We start from the raw sequence: 22,052 nt of genomic DNA, 5'->3' as shown, positions 1-22,052 counted from the left end.
CGCTCTATTTTTCGTTATTAATGATCTGTGTGACTCCAGACTTAATAGGTCTGGAGTCATAAACCTTTTGCCTAAGATCCTCAGGCTTGTTATAACTCCGGCCTGTGATTTTTGAGGTGAAATTGGGCAGATGAGTAAGATCGGATCCGTAACAACAGTCGAAGGAGATTTTGCTGCCGGAAATGTTGGTCAGCATGTTTTGGCTTATCTGCAGAATGTGAAAATGACACCGCTTGCCAAACTGGATGATTTTGATGAGGAGGGCAATGCAACGGTCGGGCAGGTGATCAATATCTGGATCCGGCTTTCACTGATCCTGACACGACGCCGGCCAGAAATTGCTGTTTCATCCCTGATGAAACATGTGTTGCCAGTGATCGGCGAAGTGCCTCTGAATAAAATCACCCGTTTACGACTGAACCGTTTGTTTAATGTACTGCTGGCGGACGGGAAAGTTTCAGAAGCAAAACGGGTATTCGCGCTTTGTAAGCAATTTTTTGGCTGGGCAGAAACCCAGGGATATCTGGCACATTCGCCACTAAGTACCATGAAGCGCCGCGACGTCGGCGGCCGGAATACCCCGCCACGCGAACGAACGTTAACCGATGCTGAAATCTGGGTTTTCTGGCATAGCCTTGATTTATGGGATATTTCTGAACAATGTCGCTGGGCATTGCGCTTGTGCCTGCTGACTGCACGACGACCAGATGAAGTGGTGCGCGCCAGAAAAGATGAGTTCCATTTGCAGATCGGCATCTGGCGACAGGGTACGCGCAATAAATCGGCCCGTGATCACAACCTGCCGCTGACGCCATTAATGATCACCTGCATCAATGCTCTTCTATCAGCCAGTCCGAAACACAGTCCCTGGCTGGTGCCTTCACCGCTCGATGCACAAAGACCGTTATCACGCGGTGCGGTGACACAGGTTATACGCCGCCTGCTACGTGCGGAACGGGGTCCGGGGATTGATGCTTTTACCACCCGTGATTTACGCCGTACGGCGCGTTCCAAGTTATCCTCCCTGAATGTGCCGAATGATGTTGCGCGCAAAATTATGAATCATTCGCTTGAAGGGATCGACCGTGTTTATGACACTCACGATTATCTGCCGCAGATGAAACAGGCGCTGGAAGCATTTTCTGACAATATTCAGGGCATCATTGATGCACCAGATTACTACGATTTACGTCATCATTTTGAGGGCGAATCTCTGCATGTTCGTGAAATTTCGCTGTTGTTTATGGAGAGATAGCGAGCATAGGCCCGATTTTAAGGTTATGTTAATGTCTGACGATTGAGAATATAAAGCCGGTAAAAACCAGACCGGGAATAAGCCAAAGATGTGACCTGCTACAATTGTGTATTGATTTGGCAACGCAAGAAGACAGAGGACTAATAATGCTTTCAACACAAAACAAGGCTATCGGGTTGCCAGAACCGACGCAGACCATTTTGCTAAGCACCGGAACAGCGGAAGAAAAACGTCAGGAAATTCGCGATTATTTCATTCAAACCTGGGAGCTGTACGAGAGCCTGTTTGATTGTCTCGCTGATGAAAGAGCCTATTTCAATAAGGCAATTTCGCTTCGCCACCCGCTGATTTTTTATTTCGGTCATACCGCCACTTTTTATATTAATAAGCTGATGGCTGCGGGGCTGATTCCTCAACGTGTTGATTCACACATCGAAGCGATGCTGGCGATCGGTGTGGATGAAATGAGCTGGGATGATCTCGACGATCAGAACTATAACTGGCCATCAGTTGTTAACTTGCGTCAATACCGCGACAAAGTACGTGAAGAAGTGCTCGGTATTATTGACACCATGGCGCTGAGTTTACCCATCGGATGGGACAGCCCTGCCTGGGTGATTCTGATGGGCATTGAACATGAGCGCATTCATCTGGAAACATCCAGTGTATTGATCCGTCAGTTGCCGGTGGAATGGGTTAAGCCACAATCTCACTGGCCGGTGTGTGGAATCGCCCGTCATGACCGCAACAGCGTACCTGATAACACTATGCTGGCGGTGAAAGGTGACATTGTCACGTTGGGTAAGCAGGATGATACCTACGGCTGGGATAACGAATACGGCACATCTCAACAGAAAATTCATGCATTTAGTGCCAGTAAGATGCTGGTCAGTAACGCTGAATTTTATACTTTCATACAGGCGGACGGCTATCACGATGCCCAGTGGTGGGACGAAGAAGGGCTTGGCTGGCGGGATTTTGCGCGGGCTGAAATGCCCACTTTCTGGGTGGGTTCGCCCCGGGAACCTGAACGGCTGAAACTTCGCCTGATGACGGAAGAAGTGCCGATGCCATGGGACTGGCCTGCTGAAGTTAATCAACTGGAAGCGGCAGCATTCTGTCGCTGGAAAGCGGCGCAGACCGGTGAATCAGTACAGTTGCCGACTGAAGCTGAATGGATGATTCTGCGTAATCAGGTGCAGGGTGATCAGCCAGACTGGGAAACAGCACCGGGAAATATCAACCTCGCATGGTGGGCATCATCCTGTCCGGTTGATCATTTCGAACAAGGTGATTTTTATGATGTTGTGGGGAATGTCTGGCAATGGGCGTCTACGCCGATCAGTGGATTTGACGGCTTTCGTGTTCATCCTTTATATGATGATTTTTCGACGCCAACATTCGATGGTAAACATTCCATGATCAAAGGCGGAAGCTGGATTTCAACGGGCAATGAAGCGCTAAAATCTTCGCGTTATGCTTTTCGTCGCCACTTTTTCCAGCATGCCGGTTTCCGCTATGTGATTTCCAGCCATCAGGAAGTGGTGAAAGTGAATCCTTATGAAACTGACGGGCTGGTGGCGCAGTATCTTGATTTCCAGTACGGTCCGCGTCATTTCGACGTAACGAATTATGCAGTTCAACTGGTTGATATTGCAGTTGAAAATACAGTTAATCGTGGCAGGGCGCTGGATATCGGGTGTGCTACGGGACGTGCCAGTTTTGAACTTGCACGTCATTTCGACTCTGTGGTTGGAATGGATTATTCCGCGCGATTTATTGATGTCGCTCTGGCTCTGGCACGCGGTGAAGCCTGTCGGTATGTAATCCCGGAGGAGGGCGAACTGGTGGATTATTGCCAGGCTTCGCTCGCTGATGTCAATATCTCAGCAGAGCAGACAGTGCGGGTGAATTTTGTGCAGGGTGATGCCTGTAACCTGAAGCCGCAGGCGGAATTATACGATCTGGTCCTGGCGGCTAATTTGCTGGATCGACTGCGTGAACCTGCACGTTTTCTGACAGATATTACGCCAATGATTCGTTCTGGCGGCTTACTCATGCTTTCTTCACCTTACACCTGGCTCGAAGAGTTTACACCGAAAGAGCACTGGCTGGGCGGGTTCCGGGAAAATGGTGAAGCTGTTACGACGCATCAGGCGTTGAAACGTTTGCTGGCGAGTGGATTTGAAGAGGTTAGGCAACCGGCAGATGTTCCGTTTGTGATCCGTGAAACGGCGAGGAAATTCCAGCATACCGTAGCGGAACTTACACTGTGGCGTAAGCGGTAAATTCTCTATTTCTGAAAGAGGTTAATGGTCGCTTATGCGGCCATTTTTTTATCCGTGCTGATGGAGGCTGGTCAATAAATCTAAGACACGTTCGCCCTGAAGAAATACAGAAGACACTTTTGGTTAAGTTTTTGGTGTTTTGATTTATCTGAATATATGTATGTTGTAACTAAAATTGGCTGGTATGATCTTATGGCTCGGTAATGAAAAAAGGGGGAAACGGTAAAGATTATGAATTCAGGCGTTGCAGAATAGCAAATGCCGGACACTGAGGTCCGGCATGACAAAACTCGCTACTTATTTCTCTGCCGGACCACAACCCCCGATCATTTTAGAAATTGAAATCGCAGGGTGCAGCAAATAAGTATAGTCACAATTTTTCTCTTTATTAAAAACGCTACCGGTACAGCCTGAAAGTGTCGTAACTACCGCAGCGAGAAGAGCTAACTTAAATAAGTTTTTCATATAAATTCCTTTTTAAAATAGATGATTATGTATATAGGCCGTCATTTTAAATTCAGGCAAACGCGAATATACGCTTAACATCCATAACAGGCAAATAAATACCCATCACTGCGCATTTTTAATATTACCCTGCCTTGCTTTATTTTAAGATATTCATTATTAATATGTTTATAAACTCAATGATGTCGATAATTTTGCGAGAGATTAATATTCATCAGATATATAATTAATGCATATTGTGACCATTTTTTTAAACACTGAATAGTCAAAAGACTTCTTTAACAGGTCATTTAATGACAAACTGCCGCTACTTAGCCGCCGGAATGAACGTTGTCTGATGAAAGCTCCCTTCTGCCTCTGCTTGCTTATGCTGTTCACCGCTACTGTTTTAGCTGCCCCTGAAAAAGGCCTCACCGAAGCACAGTGCGTCGCCTTAAAAAATGTGCATATCAATGCAGACGCAATCGGGCTTCCGACAAGGGGGGCGCGGGTCACCACAGTGGCAATGGCGGGCCATCCGGGTAATCAACATTGCAAGATTGAAGGGCAGATCAGGCCCGTCGATCTCAACGCGCCCGATATTAATTTTCAGCTTTACCTGCCGCTTGACTGGAATGGTAAAGCCCTGCAACTGGGTGGCAGTGGTTTTGACGGTGCGATTAAAGACGCTGATATAGCACGTCTGGCGCCGGCAGCAACACCCGGCGCAATAAAGCAAGGTTATGCCACGTTTGGCAGTGATTCAGGCCATCAGGGCGGAGTATCCGATGCTTCCTTTACCCTTAACGGGGAAGCCTGGGATAACTTTGCCGGTGCGCAAATCAAGAAAACACACGATGTGGCCGTTGCCTTGATCCAACAGGCTTATGGTCGAAAACCTGCTCACATGTATTTTCAGGGTAATTCGCAAGGCGGCCACGAAGCGCTTGCGGCGATCCAGCGCTTCCCGCTTGACTATGACGGCGCGATTGCCATTCATCCGGTGTATAACGTCGTTGAACTGCACATGGCCGGGATCAGTATCGGGAAGGCAATCTACAACACGCCGGGCGCGTGGATTTCGCCGGCCAAAGCCGCACTGATTGCCAATGCCGTTACCGGTGCCTGTGACAAACTGGATGGTCTGGCTGATGGTGTAGTCGCCAATCCGGATGCCTGCAGTTCGACATTTAAACTGGCTCATCTGCGCTGCCCGGATGGGAAAGATATAGGCGCCAACTGCCTTTCAGATACGCAAATCGCGCTGGTCCAGATGCTTAATAAACCGGTGCCTCTGGGTGTCAACCTGCTAACTGGCGATCACTTTGCCCCATGGCCAATTTTACGTGGTGCAGACGCTTCTGCGTTAGTCAGTGTTTTTGGTTCCGGTGCAAACAAGCCAAAACCAGAAGCCAGTAATATCATTATTTCATTCCCTTACATGATGGGCGATCAAGCTGTCCGCTACGAAGTGATGCGAGATGCAAATTACGACTCTCTTCAGTTTAATCCCGCAGCCCATGAGACGAGGCTGAAAGAACTGGCGGCACAAATCGATAATGATAGTGCCGATATTCACACTTTTGTGCAGCATGGAGGCAAACTTTTACTGATGCATGGCACGGCGGATATGGCTGTTCCGCCGGGAAACACCGTAGCGTATTACGAGAAGCTGAAAGCTGAATTTGGTGAGCAAGAACTTCATCAGTTTGCCCGTTTCTACCTGGCACCGGGTTTCACGCACAGCAGCGGGACATATCGGGTGAGTTGGGATTCATTAGGAACCCTGGATAAATGGGTTGTTCATGGGATAGATCCGGGTCAGCAAGTGATGATTGATACAAACAAAGCAACTGCCGGGCGCGAAATGCCGTTGTGTGATTATCCGTTATTCCCACGATACAACGGACAGGGTGACACGAAAATGGCCTCCAGTTTTACCTGTTCCGCCAGATAATATTTCTCATATTCACTTTTCTGCCTGCCTCGGCGGGTATGCTTTTGCAGGAGATTGCAAGTCATTTACCTATATAAATTCACAGGTGAATGAGCGTTCTCAAATAACTTGAACATCCGTTCAAGTCTTGGCATTATCCTCAGCTATCTACTTTTCTTCGGTTACTCCTGTGGCTTATCTGTGTAAAGCAGCATGGATGCCATGTCACGCCTGGAAACGCTCGGGCTGAGCGCAGACTGTGCAGAATACAATCTTAACCGCGCCATCGAAAATGAGCTTTACGCCTGCCGAACGGTATGTGAGGAAACCTCTGATGTCTAAAAAACGTTAGCCAGAGCGCGGATGCCATTGTAGTGCATATGATTTCAAAATCTGTCGCGTCCTAATCACGCGACTTTATTGCAGCACAGGGAGTTCATTTTGCAGAGCGAACAAAAACCTGATTTTCATGACGATTTGATCAAAGAGTTACTCTACTGGATCGAAGTCAACTTAAGTGATCGTCTGACCATGGAAAAAGCCTCAAAAAAAACCGGCTATTCACCATGGTATCTTCAGCGTTTGTTTAAAAGTAAAACGGGTTACGCACTAGGTAAATACATTCGTGACCGCCGTCTCACGATGGCCGCTATCGCGTTGCGTCTGACCAATATGCCTATCCTCGATATTTCGTTGTACTACTCGTACGATTCGCAGCAAACGTTCACCCGATCGTTCAAGAAGAATTTCGCCGAAACTCCCGGTACGTATCGCCGCAATGCATCATGGACCATGAACGGGATCACCGCGCCGCTTACCGTCGATGAGTTTCCGCAGCCGGAATATGAAATCGTAGAGTTACCGGTGATGGCGTTTGAAGGGGAGACGATCTCGCATTCTTACCCCATTGAAGCCTTATTCAACAGTAAGAATCACGTTCACCGCGCGGAGTTGCTGCGTTATCTGGAAACACCGGAATCTCTGCGGGCACCGGTCTGGGGATTGTCGGACTGCCGGCCTGATACGAATGATGAAGTGGCGAATGCGTTGCAGATGGATTACACCGTGGCACATCAGGTACACACCAGCGACAGCCACAACATCCTGGTTCCGGCCAGCCGTTATCTGAAGATCAACTATCCGTACGATCTTAGCCGGTTGAACGATTTTATTCTTTATCTGTATTCTGTGTTTTTGCCTACGCTGGGTCTTGAATTTATTATGCAACCGGACCTGGAGAAGTACTCGCGTGAATCTGCGCTCAAAGGCGTGACCTGCGAATACTATATTCCGCTGGCCACACAGTGATCAGGTAGAAAAGAGAAACAAAAAAGCCCCTCATTATGAGAGGCCTGACGGGCGGGAAAGGGGATCAGTTGAACACCATACCGCCGTCGATCAGCAAAGCCTGACCCGTCATGTAATCAGAATCCGGCCCGGCCAGATAAGAAACGCAAGCCGCGACATCTTCCGGCTCAGAAAGGCGTTTCAGCGTAATATTCTTGGCGAATTCTTGTGTACCATAGCCCGCCGGTTTTCCGGCTGCCGCTGACACCTGACGGTCTATTTCTTCCCACATCGGCGTTTTCACAATCCCAGGACAGTAGGCATTGACAGTAATACCCAGCGAGGCCAGGTCACGCGCTGCAGTTTGTGTCAGCCCGCGCACCGCAAATTTACTCGAACTGTAGATCGCCAGTTCAGGGTTACCCACATGCCCGGCCTGTGATGACGCATTAATAATTTTGCCGCCATGCCCTTGTGACTTGAACGCTTTGACTGCCGCCTGAATGCCCCAAATGACACCTTTCACGTTGATATTATAAACTTTATCGACGATTTCCGGGGTGATGTCTTCAATCAGTGTCGTCGGCGCAATCCCGGCATTATTAACGATGACATCAAAACCACCGAGTTGCCTGGTGGCCGCTTCTACGGCAGCAAAAACTTGCTCCCGGTCTGAAACGTCCGCCAACTGAGCAATGGCTTTACCACCGGCATGATTAATTTCTTCGGCAACTTTTTTCGCTGTTTCCCCATTAAAATCCACCACGGCCACAGCAAAACCATCCTTCGCCAGACGCAGTGCAATCGCGCGGCCGATCCCCTGACCACCACCTGTCACTAAAGCCACTTTTCCATTTTTAGACATACGACTATCCTCTATGTATTCGGTATCTTCTTCAGGTGCTGCGCGCAAGACACGGTCTACCCGACCCGGTGCCGTTGCGTGAGCTATCCACTGGTTTACGCCTGCCGCTCCCAATGTGCAATTGTTAAGCACGGTCATTAACTTTTTCTGATTTGGTCAAACGCAAATGGCTGTTCCTGCCAGCAAGTCGTTTAGAATGGCATACGTGTAAGAGAGTAAGGATGCAGAAATGACCGGCAATAATATTGTTCTTTTCCGTGAACGCCTGACTGCACTGGTGCGTTCATTACAGATTGCGCCTGACGTTGCCGAAAATCAGGTACTGGACCGGATGGCGCTCTGCTTTCGCAAGTTGCTGAATTTTTTCGCTGAAAACAATGAACTGACGCAGCAGGTGTTTTTGCTGCCACCTCTGGCGCAAGAGACACAGCGTTTGCTGATCAACCTGATGGCAGAAAACCTCGTGCAAAATCAGCAAAGCAAACTTTTCCGCAAAGAAATTTCTGCCGTCATGCTCGCGCAATGTTTTACCGGCATGCTGGTACAATTCGCGCAAGATCCCGCAGATCCGGCATTACGTCATCAGCAAAGTCTGGCCTGTGCAAAACTGTTCTGCGAAGGCGTTTGGCTGCGGGAGTTATAGTTCAAAACTTCATAAAGAAAGCAAAAATGGTTGGTTCAGTTTGCCGTTCATAAAAGGTTTACTACGTTCATTCCCGCGGCAGGCATCGTTTGCCACGATTTTGAAACCAGCGTTAAAGAAAGCTTTGATTTTGAAGCTGCGATTAACCGGAGGCCTGTATGTCAATCACTGTACACACTGCTGAGCGCCGTTCGCTATGGCAACGTATCACGCACCGCAAGGTCAGTCATCCACCAGCGGAGAGGGCGCAGGATACATCCCGTCTGCTGGAAAGCTTTCTCGCCACAGGCTGTCTTTACGGTATTGATGTGGGGAACAGTGATCCGGCCTGGTTTCGCCGCTCCTGATCGTTATATCCGTTTATTGCGGTTCAGTTACTGGAACGAGCTGTGCCATGAGAGAAGCCTTCTCCTGAAATTATGTGCTGTACCCTGAATAGCCGGTGTTTCCGCTGCGGATAACGCAACCGTGACATCTGTTATGCAGGTTGTTGTGGAAAGTCTCTCTGACCTCGTCGTAGAAATTTTAGTTCTCTCTCATTTGTTGAGCCCATAACTTTCGCCGGTTATGGGTTTTTTTATGCAAAAAAAAGCCCCGCAGTCAGGCGGGGCGACATACTAACGCCGTTAACAGGGGTAAAACGGCGACTAAAAAGAATATAAGTAAAACCAAGGAAGGGTAAATAGGATTGCAGTGATGATTCCACAACCCGGAAATAAAGTACCACAGAAAAATATATAATTATAAATACATATTTTATATGAAATTAACTATAACATTCATTCGAAATATTGATAATACCGACAGAAATAATTAGTAATAAATAATAAAATTAAAACCGATAATTTATCTACAGAACCACGGAACTCTGCAGGTAATATTAATACGAGTCTAACTCATTGAAAATATATATATAATAAATTCAAGTATCCAATTAAATGATAAAGGAATACATCATGAAATTAAAAGCATTGGCACTTATTATCCCGGCATTACTGGTTGCAGGCGCAGCTCATTCCGCAGAAATATATAATAAAGACGGCAATAAACTGGACCTGTATGGCAAAGTTGATGCACGTCACCAATTTTCAGATGATGCAGGTCAGGACGGCGACGTAACGTATGTTCGTGTAGGCTTTAAAGGTGAAACCCAAATTACCGATCAACTGAACGGTTACGGCCAGTGGGAATACAACGTCCAGGCTAATAATTCTGAAAATACAGGTACATCAGGCAACGCCACCCGTCTGGGCTTTGCAGGTCTGAAATTCGCTGACTTCGGTTCATTCGATTACGGCCGTAACTACGGCGTTGTGTATGACATTGAAGCCTGGACCGATATGCTGCCAGTGTTCGGCGGCGATACCTACACCTCCTCTGATAACTTTATGGTTGGTCGTACTAATGGCGTTGCGACTTACCGTAATACAGACTTCTTTGGTGAAGTAAAAGGCTGGAACTTTGCACTGCAATATCAGGGTGCGAATGATGGCGATAACAACAGCGAAGACATTAACTATACACCAGCAGGTGAAGGCACGAATAATGGCCGCGACGTTCGTCATCAGAATGGTGATGGCTATGCTCTTTCTACCACTTATGACTTCGGTATGGGTATCACTGCGGGTGCCGCGTATGCATCATCTGACCGTACAAACGATCAGACGACTTCTGCAGGTGAGAATTTTGCAGGAGGGGATAAAGCTGATGTCTGGACTGTGGGTACAAAATATGACGCAAACAATGTCTATCTCGCTACGATGTATTCCGAAACGCGTAATATGACAATGTTTGGTGAGAGTGGTGTTGCAAACAAAACGCAGAACTTCGAAGTAACCGCACAATATCAATTTGATTTTGGATTACGTCCTGAAGTGTCTTACCTGCAATCTAAAGGTAAGGATTTGACTGCAGACGGCAGTAATACTTCTGATAACAACGATAAAGATCTGGTTAAATATGTTTCTGTTGGCGCGAGTTATTACTTCAACAAAAATATGTCCACCTACGTTGATTACAAAATTAACCTGCTGGACAACGATGATAATTTCTACGAAACCAACAAAATCTCTACCGATGATATCGTGGGTGTAGGCTTACAATATCAGTTCTAATCTCCGAAACTTCTCATAAAAGAATCTGAGTACCAAAACCCATCTCCGGATGGGTTTTTTTGTGCCTTAAATCGTGGCTTTCTGTGCGTTTAAGAGGTGTCTGCCTTCAATAATGCAACAGTGTTTGTTATATTATTGACCAGATCACGTATAGGGGATTTCCTCTGTGATACGGTGCTTCACCTAAGACTTGGTTTCTCAGGACAATGACATGTTAGATTATCGCTTTCCGACAGCTATGCAGATGGTGTTTTGTATCGCTCAGTCCCAAAAGGCTGGCCAGCGCTGCACCAGTGCGATTTTAGCAACGGGTCTGGAAGCCAACTCCAGTTTTATCCGCAAACTGATGGTGCCACTGACTCAGCATGGCATTATCGTCTCCACACTTGGTCGCACCGGCTCGATTACACTTGGCCGTCCGGCGGAAGAAATCACACTTCGTGATATTTATTGCGCGGTGATTGAAGATAAACGTCTGTGGGCAGCGCGCCCGGACGTGCCCGCCCGCTGTGTGGTCAGCGCCAATGCCTGCACCTATTTCAAAAACATTGTCAGCGAAGCTGAAGAAGCGTCGTTTCAGGTGTTAGCCCGTCATACCGTTGCGGATGCCCTGGCTGAGTTTGAACGCGGTGGCAAATACAAATGTACCAAAGATTTAGCGGCGCAAAACCCAGAAGATTCGCTCTGTTTGAAATAGAGCGCTGATACGCAAGACGCTGCGCACCGCTCTTAATAAAGCATATAAAAAAAAGCCGGGAGATCATTCTCCCGGCTTTTTGCATTCTGTTGATCTTAACGGTTTACACAGTTTGCGTTTCTAAAACGACTTTCTTACGCGTCACCAGCTTGCGCAGTGCGACGTAGAAAACAGGCGTCAGGAACAACCCGAACAACGTCACACCCAGCATACCGGAGAATACGGTAATACCGGTGACACCGCGCACTTCCGCACCCGCGCCGTGACCCAGAATCAACGGGATAGTCCCGGCGATAAACGCAATCGAGGTCATGACGATAGGGCGCAGACGCAGACGGCATGCCTCAAGCGCAGATTCGATAATCCCTTTACCTTGCAGTTCAAGCTCGCGGGCGAACTCAACAATCAGAATCGCGTTCTTACATGCCAGTCCCATCAGCACCACCAGTCCGACCTGTACAAACACGTTGTTGTCGCCACCGGTCAGCCACACGCCAAACAGGGCCGATAGCATGGTCATTGGCACAATCAGGATTACCGCCAGCGGCAGCGTCCAGCTCTCATACAGGGCGGCCAGCACCAGAAACGCCAGTAACACGGACATCGGGAACACAATCAGTGCAGCATTGCCTTGTGTGGATTGCTGATAGCTCAGGTCGGTCCATTCGATATTCATGCCGTTCGGTAACAGGTTTTTCGACATTGCAGTCAGCTCGGTCATTGCCTGCGTCGAAGAAAGCACGCGGGGATCAGCGTCACCGATTAAATCTGCTGCCGGATAGCCGTTATAGCGGATCACCGGATCGGGACCGTAAGTGGTGGTGATATTCAGCATACTGCCGATTGGCACCATTTCACCTTTATCGTTACGGGTACGCAGATTGGCAATGTCTTCCACGGTGTCACGGAACTGGCCATCGGCCTGTGCCATTACTTTCCAGGTACGTCCGAACCGGTTGAAATCATTGATATAGGACGAGCCGAGATACACCTGCAGCGTACTGAACAGTTCGTCCAGCGATACGCCCTGCGCCTTGGCTTTATCACGGTCAATATGCGCGTCCAACTGCGGCACGTTAGCCTGATATGAAGAAATCGGATACCCCATTCCCGGCGTTTGCATGATAGCGCCGGACATGGTGTTAATCGCGGTTTGCAATGCACCGTAACCCAGCCCTGCACGATCCTGTATATACAGAGAATAACCTGATCCCTGACCCAATCCGAGGATCGGCGGCGGCATAATGGAGAAGGCGAACCCTTCCTGGATCTGCGAAATCTTGGCGTTGATTTCCGCATTAATCTCCGCCGCTGTACGGGTACGTTCGCTCAGTGGTTTCAACGCGAAGAACACCGTACCGGTATTCGGCGTATTGGTGAACTGCAAAGCGTTCAACCCGGGGAACGCCACCGCATCAATTACGCCATCAGTACTTAACCCCATTGCGCTGATTTTGCGGATCACCGCATCAGTGCGGGATAAGGACGCGCCTTCCGGCATTTTCACGCCCGCGATCAGATACAGTTTATCCTGCGTCGGGATAAAGCCCCCCGGCACGGCTTTGAACATAAAGGCCGCCGCACACAACAGCAGAATGTAAACCACAAATACCGCGCCACGACGCCCAAGTGTTTTAGACACTGCATTCTGATAACGATGTGAACTGGCATTAAAGAACCGGTTGAACGGTCGGAAAATCCAGCCGAACAGGCGGTCGATAAGCCGCGACGGCATGTCTTTCGGTGCACCGTGCGATTTAAGCAGCAATGCCGCAAGAGCAGGGGACAACGTCAGTGAGTTGATGGCCGAGATCACGGTTGAAATGGCGATGGTCACCGCAAACTGCTTATAGAACTGACCGGTCACGCCCGACAAAAACGCCATCGGCACGAACACCGCACACAGCACCAGCGCGATAGCCACTATCGGTCCTGAAACTTCCCGCATCGCCTGGTGCGCAGCGTCCCTTGGCGCGAGTCCCTCCTCGATGTTTCGCTCGACGTTTTCCACCACCACAATGGCGTCATCGACGACTATCCCTATCGCCAGCACCAGCCCGAACAGACTGAGTGTATTAAGCGAAAATCCGAGCAAATACAGAATGCTGAATGTCCCGATCACAGATATCGGTACCGCCAGCAAAGGAATGATTGATGCGCGCCAGGTTTGCAGGAACAGAATAACCACCAGTACGACCAGCACGACGGCTTCCAGCAATGTGTGAACCACCGCACTGATGGAATCACGGACAAACACCGTCGGGTCGTACGGCGCACGCCAGGTCATGCCTTCCGGGAACCGGGTTGCCAGTTCATCCATTTTGGCTCGCACCGCGTCTGACAAATCGATCGCATTCGCGCCAGGCGACTGGAAGATACCGATCCCGACTGCATCTTTATTATTAAGTTGCGCGCGCAGGGCATAACTGCCGGACCCCATTTCGATACGCGCCACATCACGAAGACGGACAATTTCGCCATTATCACCGCTTTTCAGGATGATTTTGCCGAACTCATCTTCATCTTTCAGACGACCCTGCGCATTGATGGAAAGCAGATAATCACTGTCTTTCGGCATCGGCTCTGCGCCCAGCTGACCGGCAGACACCTGTACGTTCTGTTCCTGCATTGCCTTCACAATGTCAGAAGCCGTCAGACCCCGCGCCGCGACTTTGTTCGGATCCAGCCACACGCGCATGGCATATTCGCCTGCACCGAAAATCTGGATCTGCCCGACACCCGGCAAACGTGCCAGCTCGTCTTTCACCTTCAGCGTGGCGTAGTTGCTCAGATACAGCGAATCATATTTACCCGAAGGTGACACCAGATGCACCACCAGCGTCAACGTTGGCGATTGTTTCTGCGTGGTCACGCCCTGACGGCGGACATCTTCAGGCAGACGGGCTTCGGCCTGGGCCACACGGTTTTGCACCTGAACCTGTGCCTGATCCGGATCGGTTCCCGGACGGAAAGTGACTGTCGTCACCAGCACACCATCAGAACCGGCCACGGATTTCATGTACACCATGTTTTCAACACCGTTGATCGCTTCTTCCAGCGGCGTCGCCACGGTTTCAGCAATCACTTTCGGGTTAGCACCCGGATATTCAGCGCGAACCTGCACGCTTGGCGGTACCACGTTCGGGTATTCGCTGACCGGCAGCAGGGGAATGGCAATCGCCCCGGTGACTAAAATCAGAATCGACAAGACGGCCGCAAAAATCGGCCTGTCGATGAAAAAGCGGGAAAAGTCCATGAGTCAGGATTCTCTTTTATTGAACGGCAGGAGCGGCTGGCGTGACAGTATTAGCCGCCATGCTGACGGTTTTGGCATTGACCGGCATGCCCGGCATGAACACTTTCTGTACACCATCGATGATGACGCGATCGCCTGCTTCAAGGCCTTTCTGCACGATGCGTAAGCCGCCGTATATGCGGCCAATTTCAACATCACGTCGCTGCGCCTTGCCATCTTTATCCACCACATAAACGAATTTACGATCCTGATCGGTAAGGATGGCTTTATCGTCCACCAGCAGGGCGTTGAACTGTGCGCTGCCTGGCATTTGAACGCGGGCAAACAATCCCGGCGTAAATGTGCGGTCGCGGTTATCCAGCAGAGCACGCATGCGGATCGTGCCTGTGCCGGAGTTCAGCTGATTGTCAGTAAAATCGACGACGCCCTGATGCGGGTAGCCGTTTTCACCCACCAGCCCGACATGAACCGGTAAGCGACTTTGCGGGCTGTCATTGAATTTCCCTTCGCGGGCCTGCGCCTGATAGCGCAGGAACGTCCCTTCATCGACATCGAAATACACGTAGACCGTGTCGAGTGACACCACCGTGGTCAGTACACTGGCACTGTCGCCCGCTGTTACCAGATTGCCGGTCGTGATCATCGCACGGCTGGCGCGACCATCAATCGGGGAGATGACACGGGTGAAATCAAGATTCAACTGTGCCATGTCCAGCTGTGCCTGAGCTGCCAGCACATCTGACTGTGCCTGCGAAGCGGCCGAACGACGTTGCTCCGCAGCTTCTTTCGACACAGCCAGCGAACCGATCAGCGCTTCCGTACGGGCGGATTCACTTCTCGCCAGACTGGCCTGATTGCGCGCACGCACCAGTTCAGCCTGCGCCTGTTCCTGCGCGGCGCGGTAAGTGCGGTCGTCGATGGTGAACAGCACCTGACCCTTTTTCACTTCCTGACCTTCCTGATAATTCACTTTATCGATATAGCCGGACACGCGGGGGCGCAACTGAACACTTTGTACCGCTTCCACACGTCCGTTAAACGCATCCCACTGGCTGATTGGTTTGATTAACACATCTGCCGCGCTGACTTGCGGAGCAGGTGGTGCAGCATTTTGCGCCACGCTGTTGTCACACCCGGCGAGCAGGGCAACCATCAGCGCAACCCCTGAAAGGCGCAACGTCAAAGGCGTACCGCCGGAGCGGCCGCGTACAACAACCTGTGATTTTTGCAGGTTCATCATTATTTTTATTTCCAGTGAGTAAGTACTGCCAGGCAATACACCGGCCTGTCCGCCGGGTAACGTCCTTTGCCTGATCTGACTTTTTTGGGACTTGCGCCGTTCATCAGCACAATAATGTATCAAATATTGATACAATTGATTCGAGGGGATTGTAGGGATGCGCTTACTAAAGTGCAAGAATTACTGTTACACTTTCTGTGCTATTTTACAGAACGTTTACTTCGGGAAAGAGACTATCCGGTAACGGCCAATTAAATGCAATAGTAAAACTTGCATTTAATCGAAAACTGGGTCAACGTATTAAAAGACGAGTCGCCCTCGGGGGGCGCAAACAAAAAAGAAGCAGGAGACTTGCCATGAGAACCGAGGATTTCATTCACGACCTGATCGAGTGGATCGATCACAATCTGGAAGAACGTCTGGATATTAAAACTGTTGCCAAACGGGCAGGGTATTCCCGCTGGTATCTGCAGCGTATGTTTAAAGAGCACACCGGCTTGCCGATGGGTGAATACATTCGTGAGAAAAAACTGAAGAAATCTGCCGATATGCTGGCCAGTAGTGGCGAACCTATTGTCAGCGTTGCGATTTCTCTGGGCTTCGACTCACAGCAATCTTTCACCCGCAGTTTCAAACGCCAGTTTGGTCAGACTCCGGGCGACTGGCGTCGTGGTCTGAATCTGGCAACGGAATGTCAGGGCTGCCTGCACTAACGGTTGCCTCTGCTTAAGCTCTCCGCTTACCTGGTGAGCGTGTACCGCTGGCCCGGCTTCCCTGCCGGGCAGTGAGTTTTTCTCTCCCTCATAAACTTCCCTTTCCTCTCCAGAATTCCTCCGGATGATTAATTTCATCAGGCGCTTTGCTGCGCATTTTTCCTGTTTACAGCGTTCTGTTTCTGGCATTTGCACGACCCCCTGCGTCAGGACGTGATCAACCCAACAAAAAACGACATCAAAGTTCACATAAATTGAAATGACGTTTCAATTTCTTGAGTTGCGGGAGTTTTATCGCTAAACTCCTTTTATCATTTCGGCGCCGGGCACAGCCCGACAACCAATAGTCCTGCGGAAAAGCGTATTCGCCTCCGTTTTATGCATAAAGGAACCATCATGATTCTGGATAATTTCTCGCTTCAGGGAAAAGTCGCGGTAGTGACCGGTTGCGATACCGGTTTAGGTCAGGGTATGGCAATCGGCCTCGCCGAAGCCGGTTGTGACATTGTTGGGATCAACATTGTCGAGCCCACAGAAACTATCGAACGCGTTGGCGCAACAGGCCGCCGTTTCCTGAGCCTGACGGCTGATCTGAGCGACACGAAAGTCATTCCGGCACTGCTCGAACGCGCTGTCGCAGAAATGGGACATCTGGATATTCTGGTCAATAACGCCGGGATCATCCGCCGTGAAGATGCCATCGAGTTCAGCGAAAAGAACTGGGATGATGTGATGAATCTGAACATCAAATCCGTGTTCTTCATGTCACAGGCTGTCGCGAAGCAATTTATTGCTCAGGGCACCGGCGGCAAAATCATTAATATCGCGTCGATGCTTTCCTATCAGGGCGGTATCCGCGTGCCTTCTTATACCGCATCGAAAAGCGCCGTCATGGGTGTGACTCGTCTGCTGGCCAATGAATGGGCGAAACACAACATCAACGTGAACGCGATTGCACCGGGTTATATGGCGACCAACAACACCCAGCAACTTCGTGCCGATGAAGCACGCAGCGAAGAGATTCTGGGGCGTATTCCTGCTGGCCGCTGGGGCTTGCCATCTGATCTGATGGGGCCGGTTGTGTTCCTGTCTTCACCGGCTTCCGACTATATCAATGGCTACACGATTGCCGTTGACGGCGGCTGGCTGGCGCGTTAATCACGCTAATTACTGACAAATATTCACCGACAGCAGCGGGTCACACCGCTGCCCAAAGAGGAAATCTCATGAAAATTGCATTGATGATGGAAAACAGTCAGGCCGCTAAAAACGCGATCATCCTGAAAGAACTCAACGCCGTGGCATCGGAAAAAGAGTATCCGGTCTACAACGTGGGCATGTCTGACGAACAGGATCACCACCTGACATACATCCATCTGGGCATCATGGCCAGTATTCTGCTCAATTCTAAAGCTGTGGATTTTGTCGTTGCAGGCTGCGGCACCGGTCAGGGCGCACTGATGTCTCTGAACATTCACCCGGGCGTTAACTGCGGTTATTGCATTGATCCGGCGGATGCCTTCCTGTTCGCGCAAATCAACAACGGCAACGCCTTATCACTGCCATTCGCTAAAGGCTTCGGCTGGGGCGCTGAGCTGAACGTGCGTTTCATCTTTGAAAAGGCCTTTACCGGTGTGAAAGGAGAAGGCTATCCGGCTGACCGCAAAGAACCTCAGGTGCGCAACGCCGGTATTCTGAATCAGGTGAAAGCCGCAGTGGTAAAAGAAAACTATCTGGATACGCTGCGTGCTATCGATCCTGAACTGGTAAAAACCGCTGTCACCGGCGAACGTTTCCAGAAATGTTTCTTCGAAAACTGCCAGAACAAAGAGATCGAAACCTTTGTGCGTGAAATCCTCGCATAAGATTTTGTTTTCTGTGGGGTCAAAAAAACCGGTGCTCATGGCACCGGTTTTTTATGATCAGAAAGAATTATAAAAAATCTTGTCGTTGCGGCGTGAACGTGTCGAGCAACACACCTTTTTCCAGACAGACGCAGCCGTGCATGATGTACGGTTTTTTATACAGCGTATCGCCTGCGCTTACTTCACGGGTTTCTTCACCGATCGTGAATTTAAAGCGACCGGACAACACATATGTCAGCTGTTCATGCACGTGGTTATGCATCGGTCCAATGGCGCCTTCTTCAAAATACACTTCAACGGCCATCATGGTGCCGTCATGCGCCAGAACGCGACGGCTCACACCGTCACCCAGATCCTGTAAGGGAATATCTTTTTTAAACGTAAACATCGGTTAGTCCTTGCGTAATGAACTGAGGAGGGCATCCGGGATTTCCGCCAGATACAGTGCCGGTAAGCCTTCGTAATCGGTGGTGAAAAGCACGTGACGGTCATCGGGCGAGAAAGATGGGTGCGGATGCGTCACCTGCCGGTCGCCATCAAGCACTTGCCATGAACTGTTATGCGCGGCCAGAGGAGCATGCTGACGGGTTTTGGCATCGAAAATATACAACCACGGATCGTTTTCAATCGTATGGCTGGCAGTATCTTTCACATCTACCGGCGTACCGGAACCGTCACCGACCAGCAGCGTGCCATTCTCGTTGCTCATCAGATGCGAACAGGCCGGCATAGTCATCAGACAGACATCTTCACCAGTTTGCGGATCGAACCGGCGGATGTGGCGGTCATGCTGGCCTTTCAGATAAGACACATACATCAGCGCAGAACCGTCCGGTACCCAGAATTCATGTGTGCAGCTTTCGCCTGGCGCATGCTCTTTCACTTTACGCACATTGCTGCCGTCTTCATTCACCAGCCACATGCGTGCATCAACCAGATCGTGAGGGCCTTCGTGGCAGAAAGCGACGGTGTTGTCATCAAACGGGCGATAAATCGGGTGTCCGAGCCATTCGTTTTTCTCGTGGATCACACGGGATTTCCCGCTGAGTAAATCGACGCGCAACAGACGGCAGTGCGGATTGCTGTGATAAAACGCCTGGAAGATTTTCCAGTCTGACAGGGGCGTCCAGTCCTCACGACTGATCTCGATACCCACCAGACGGGTGCATTCGCTGTTGGCCACCCAGGTGCCGTAGCCAACCCATTCTTCCGGCACCTGATACACGGTGTGCTCACTAAAATCAGCCAGTTTTACGCGCTGCAGGCTACGTTCATTTTTGACGTAGTAAAGATACTGATCGTCCGGAGAGAGGAAACCGCCAAAAGTGTTATCGCCTTTGCCTTCCGTCAGTTGCACCGCATTCTGTGTTTTCAAATCCAGCAGGTAATAGTTGCGGTTGCCGTCAAACTCACCGGCAAACAACAGTTTATTGCCATCACGGGTAAAGCATTTCTGATAGAAATAATTGCGATGACACAACACATCGGGCGGCGTTAAACGGGTTACCCGCGCACCGGTCTGAGGGTCCTGAACGGTATGGAAATTAAATTGAATCTGAGAACCTTTTGCCATGATTCACCCCACAAGTAGTTTGAAATCAGCCGGTGTTCTGGCTTCCTTTTCATTAATTAAAATGCAGTTTCATTAATTTGAAAACACATTACCACTTAGTGAGATAAAACGGCGTCGGGTGAAAACAAAAGTGCAAAGCTGATCACAAAACGGTTGGCTTTTGCCACAGCGTAAAACCATCCTATAATGATAGAGCTTACTCAAATGCTATTGATACTCTGGATGATTAAAGAGTACGAACAAAATATCTCACGCTTACACGGTGGAGTATTTTAGAAAAGGGATGTAAAAGATGAGATTAAGAAAAAAACGTGTGAAACCTATGCAAATCAATGACATTACTATCATTGACGACACCAAACTGAAAAAAGCCATTACCGCCGCAGCACTGGGCAATGCGATGGAATGGTTTGATTTCGGTGTGTATGGATTTGTGGCCTTTGCTTTAGGGCAGGTGTTTTTCCCGGGTGCAGACCCGGGTATTCAAATGATTGCCGCCCTGGCAACCTTTTCCGTACCGTTCCTTGTCAGGCCTCTGGGCGGCCTGTTCTTCGGTGCGCTTGGCGACAAATTTGGTCGCCAGAAAGTCCTTTCCGTCACCATCATCATCATGTCCGTCAGCACCTTCTGTATCGGGCTGATACCCGGTTATAACTCCATCGGTATCTGGGCGCCCATTTTGCTGTTACTGGCAAAATTAGCGCAGGGTTTCTCGGTGGGTGGCGAATATACCGGTGCAGCGATTTTCGTTGCGGAATATTCTCCTGACAGGAAACGCGGCTTCCTCGGTAGCTGGCTGGATTTCGGTTCCATCGCCGGTTTTATTCTCGGTGCGGGCGTCGTTGTATTGATTTCCAGCATTGTGGGTGAGGCGAACTTCCTCGAATGGGGCTGGCGTATTCCGTTCTTCATCGCTGCGCCGCTGGGCCTGATCGGTATTTATCTGCGTCATGCGCTGGAAGAAACCCCGACATTCCAGCAGCACGTGGATAAAATCGACAGTGATGCACGCAAAGACATCGCTGAACCGCCAAGAGTCTCGTTCCGTGAAATCCTGACCAAGCAATGGCGGCCTCTGATTATCTGTGTCGGCATGGTGATTGCCACAAACGTCACCTACTACATGCTGCTGACCTACATGCCGAGCTATCTGTCCCACAGCCTGCATTACTCTGAAGATCACGGTGTGCTGATCATCATCGCCATCATGGTCGGTATGCTGTTTGTACAGCCATTCATGGGGATGCTGAGCGACCGCTTTGGCCGTAAGCCTTTCGTGATCATCGGCAGCATCGGCCTGTTCATTCTGGCTATCCCGTGCTTCATTCTGATTAACAGTGATGTGATAGGCCTGATTTTCTTAGGTCTGCTGATCCTCGCGGTGCTACTGAACTGCTTCATCGGTGTGATGGCGTCAACGTTACCGGCAATGTTCCCGACGCATATCCGTTACAGCGCGCTGGCGATTGCTTTCAACATTTCAGTACTGATTGCGGGTCTGACGCCCACGATCGCGGCGTGGCTGGTAGAAACAACCAATAACCTGTACATGCCCGCGTATTACCTGATGGTGGTGGCGATGATTGGTCTGGTGACCGGTATCTTTATGAAAGAAACCGCCAACCGTCCGTTGAAAGGCGCCACACCGGCGGCCTCAGACCGTGCGGAAGCGCGTGAAATCCTCCAGGAACATCACGATAACATCGAACAGAAAATTGAAGATATTGATGCGCAGATTGTTGAACTTGAAGCAAAAAGAAAAAATCTGATTGCTCAGCATCCTGATATCAACTGATTCCGTTTTCCAACATGCCCATAGCCGGTCACTTTGCTGACCGGCTTTTTTTTGCCTTTTACCGCATTTTTTTCGTTCCTG

At 49.8% G+C, this 22,052-nt stretch carries 18 protein-coding genes; 12 read left to right on the top strand and 6 right to left on the bottom strand.

The window, feature by feature from the left end; genetic code table 11:
* Nucleotides 1-130: 130 nt before the first annotated feature.
* Nucleotides 131-1,255, top strand: a complete 1,125-nt coding sequence (locus DXU84_RS08020) for a site-specific integrase (RefSeq protein WP_153375354.1) — start codon at nucleotides 131-133, stop codon at nucleotides 1,253-1,255.
* Nucleotides 1,256-1,401: 146 nt separating this feature from the next.
* On the top strand, nucleotides 1,402-3,543 hold the full coding sequence (gene ovoA, locus DXU84_RS08015) for a 5-histidylcysteine sulfoxide synthase (protein WP_153375352.1): 2,142 nt from the start codon (nucleotides 1,402-1,404) through the stop codon (nucleotides 3,541-3,543).
* 297 nt (nucleotides 3,544-3,840) lie between these two features.
* Here ovoA and DXU84_RS08010 read toward each other — a convergent pair whose 3' ends face one another.
* Nucleotides 3,841-4,008 (bottom strand): YhfL family protein, encoded by a 168-nt coding sequence (locus DXU84_RS08010; RefSeq protein WP_013577820.1) that lies wholly within the window; start codon nucleotides 4,006-4,008, stop codon nucleotides 3,841-3,843.
* A gap of 505 nt (nucleotides 4,009-4,513) precedes the next feature.
* On the opposite strand from DXU84_RS08010, the gene DXU84_RS08005 reads away from it, so the two are divergent.
* Nucleotides 4,514-5,944: a tannase/feruloyl esterase family alpha/beta hydrolase gene (locus DXU84_RS08005; protein WP_228388975.1), complete on the top strand. Its 1,431-nt coding sequence runs from the start codon at nucleotides 4,514-4,516 to the stop codon at nucleotides 5,942-5,944.
* A 420-nt stretch (nucleotides 5,945-6,364) separates the two neighbouring features.
* Nucleotides 6,365-7,231, top strand: coding sequence for a helix-turn-helix domain-containing protein (locus tag DXU84_RS08000; protein WP_037033050.1), 867 nt, complete (start codon nucleotides 6,365-6,367; stop codon nucleotides 7,229-7,231).
* A 64-nt stretch (nucleotides 7,232-7,295) separates the two neighbouring features.
* Here DXU84_RS08000 and DXU84_RS07995 read toward each other — a convergent pair whose 3' ends face one another.
* On the bottom strand, nucleotides 7,296-8,075 hold the full coding sequence (locus tag DXU84_RS07995; protein ID WP_013577817.1) for a (S)-acetoin forming diacetyl reductase: 780 nt from the start codon (nucleotides 8,073-8,075) through the stop codon (nucleotides 7,296-7,298).
* A gap of 229 nt (nucleotides 8,076-8,304) precedes the next feature.
* On the opposite strand from DXU84_RS07995, the gene DXU84_RS07990 reads away from it, so the two are divergent.
* The 4 genes from DXU84_RS07990 to DXU84_RS07975 all read left to right on the top strand — a co-directional run bounded on the left by DXU84_RS07990 (nucleotide 8,305) and on the right by DXU84_RS07975 (nucleotide 11,529).
* Nucleotides 8,305-8,718: a hypothetical protein gene (locus DXU84_RS07990; protein WP_119262438.1), complete on the top strand. Its 414-nt coding sequence runs from the start codon at nucleotides 8,305-8,307 to the stop codon at nucleotides 8,716-8,718.
* A gap of 158 nt (nucleotides 8,719-8,876) precedes the next feature.
* Entirely contained in the window at nucleotides 8,877-9,065 is a 189-nt protein-coding gene (locus tag DXU84_RS07985) for a hypothetical protein (protein ID WP_037033048.1), read from the top strand.
* Between the two features lie 609 nt (nucleotides 9,066-9,674).
* Nucleotides 9,675-10,832 carry a porin OmpC gene (gene ompC / locus DXU84_RS07980; protein ID WP_153375348.1) on the top strand — a complete coding sequence of 386 codons (1,158 nt, stop codon included), beginning with the start codon at nucleotides 9,675-9,677 and terminating at the stop codon, nucleotides 10,830-10,832.
* Nucleotides 10,833-11,043: 211 nt separating this feature from the next.
* Entirely contained in the window at nucleotides 11,044-11,529 is a 486-nt protein-coding gene (locus tag DXU84_RS07975; RefSeq protein ID WP_013577760.1) for an Rrf2 family transcriptional regulator, read from the top strand.
* A 103-nt stretch (nucleotides 11,530-11,632) separates the two neighbouring features.
* Here DXU84_RS07975 and DXU84_RS07970 read toward each other — a convergent pair whose 3' ends face one another.
* A complete protein-coding gene (locus DXU84_RS07970) occupies nucleotides 11,633-14,785 on the bottom strand; it encodes an efflux RND transporter permease subunit (RefSeq protein ID WP_013577759.1) in 3,153 nt (1,050 codons plus the stop codon).
* Between the two features lie 16 nt (nucleotides 14,786-14,801).
* Nucleotides 14,802-15,938: an efflux RND transporter periplasmic adaptor subunit gene (locus DXU84_RS07965; RefSeq protein WP_223509661.1), complete on the bottom strand. Its 1,137-nt coding sequence runs from the start codon at nucleotides 15,936-15,938 to the stop codon at nucleotides 14,802-14,804.
* 443 nt (nucleotides 15,939-16,381) lie between these two features.
* On the opposite strand from DXU84_RS07965, the gene DXU84_RS07960 reads away from it, so the two are divergent.
* The 3 genes from DXU84_RS07960 (at nucleotide 16,382) to DXU84_RS07950 (ending at nucleotide 18,603) form a co-directional block, all read left to right on the top strand.
* Nucleotides 16,382-16,738: a helix-turn-helix domain-containing protein gene (locus tag DXU84_RS07960; RefSeq protein ID WP_013577757.1), complete on the top strand. Its 357-nt coding sequence runs from the start codon at nucleotides 16,382-16,384 to the stop codon at nucleotides 16,736-16,738.
* 396 nt (nucleotides 16,739-17,134) lie between these two features.
* Nucleotides 17,135-17,896, top strand: coding sequence for a 2-dehydro-3-deoxy-D-gluconate 5-dehydrogenase KduD (kduD, locus tag DXU84_RS07955; RefSeq protein ID WP_013577755.1), 762 nt, complete (start codon nucleotides 17,135-17,137; stop codon nucleotides 17,894-17,896).
* Between the two features lie 68 nt (nucleotides 17,897-17,964).
* Complete coding sequence (locus DXU84_RS07950) at nucleotides 17,965-18,603, top strand: RpiB/LacA/LacB family sugar-phosphate isomerase (RefSeq protein ID WP_013577754.1); 639 nt, start codon at nucleotides 17,965-17,967, stop codon at nucleotides 18,601-18,603.
* Between the two features lie 67 nt (nucleotides 18,604-18,670).
* On the opposite strand, the gene DXU84_RS07945 is transcribed toward DXU84_RS07950, so the two are convergent.
* Both DXU84_RS07945 and DXU84_RS07940 read right to left on the bottom strand, forming a co-directional pair.
* Nucleotides 18,671-18,991 (bottom strand): cupin domain-containing protein, encoded by a 321-nt coding sequence (locus tag DXU84_RS07945; protein WP_013577753.1) that lies wholly within the window; start codon nucleotides 18,989-18,991, stop codon nucleotides 18,671-18,673.
* 3 nt (nucleotides 18,992-18,994) lie between these two features.
* Nucleotides 18,995-20,176, bottom strand: coding sequence for an oligogalacturonate lyase family protein (locus tag DXU84_RS07940; RefSeq protein ID WP_013577752.1), 1,182 nt, complete (start codon nucleotides 20,174-20,176; stop codon nucleotides 18,995-18,997).
* A gap of 292 nt (nucleotides 20,177-20,468) precedes the next feature.
* On the opposite strand from DXU84_RS07940, the gene proP reads away from it, so the two are divergent.
* Nucleotides 20,469-21,971: a glycine betaine/L-proline transporter ProP gene (gene proP, locus DXU84_RS07935; RefSeq protein ID WP_013577751.1), complete on the top strand. Its 1,503-nt coding sequence runs from the start codon at nucleotides 20,469-20,471 to the stop codon at nucleotides 21,969-21,971.
* The last annotated feature ends 81 nt before the right edge of the window (nucleotides 21,972-22,052 follow it).

Origin of the sequence: Rahnella sp. RcJ3, assembly GCF_009498575.1 — a bacterium.
GTDB classification, from domain to species: Bacteria; Pseudomonadota; Gammaproteobacteria; order Enterobacterales; family Enterobacteriaceae; genus Rahnella; species Rahnella aceris.
This window is presented reverse-complemented; position numbering and strand designations above follow the sequence as displayed.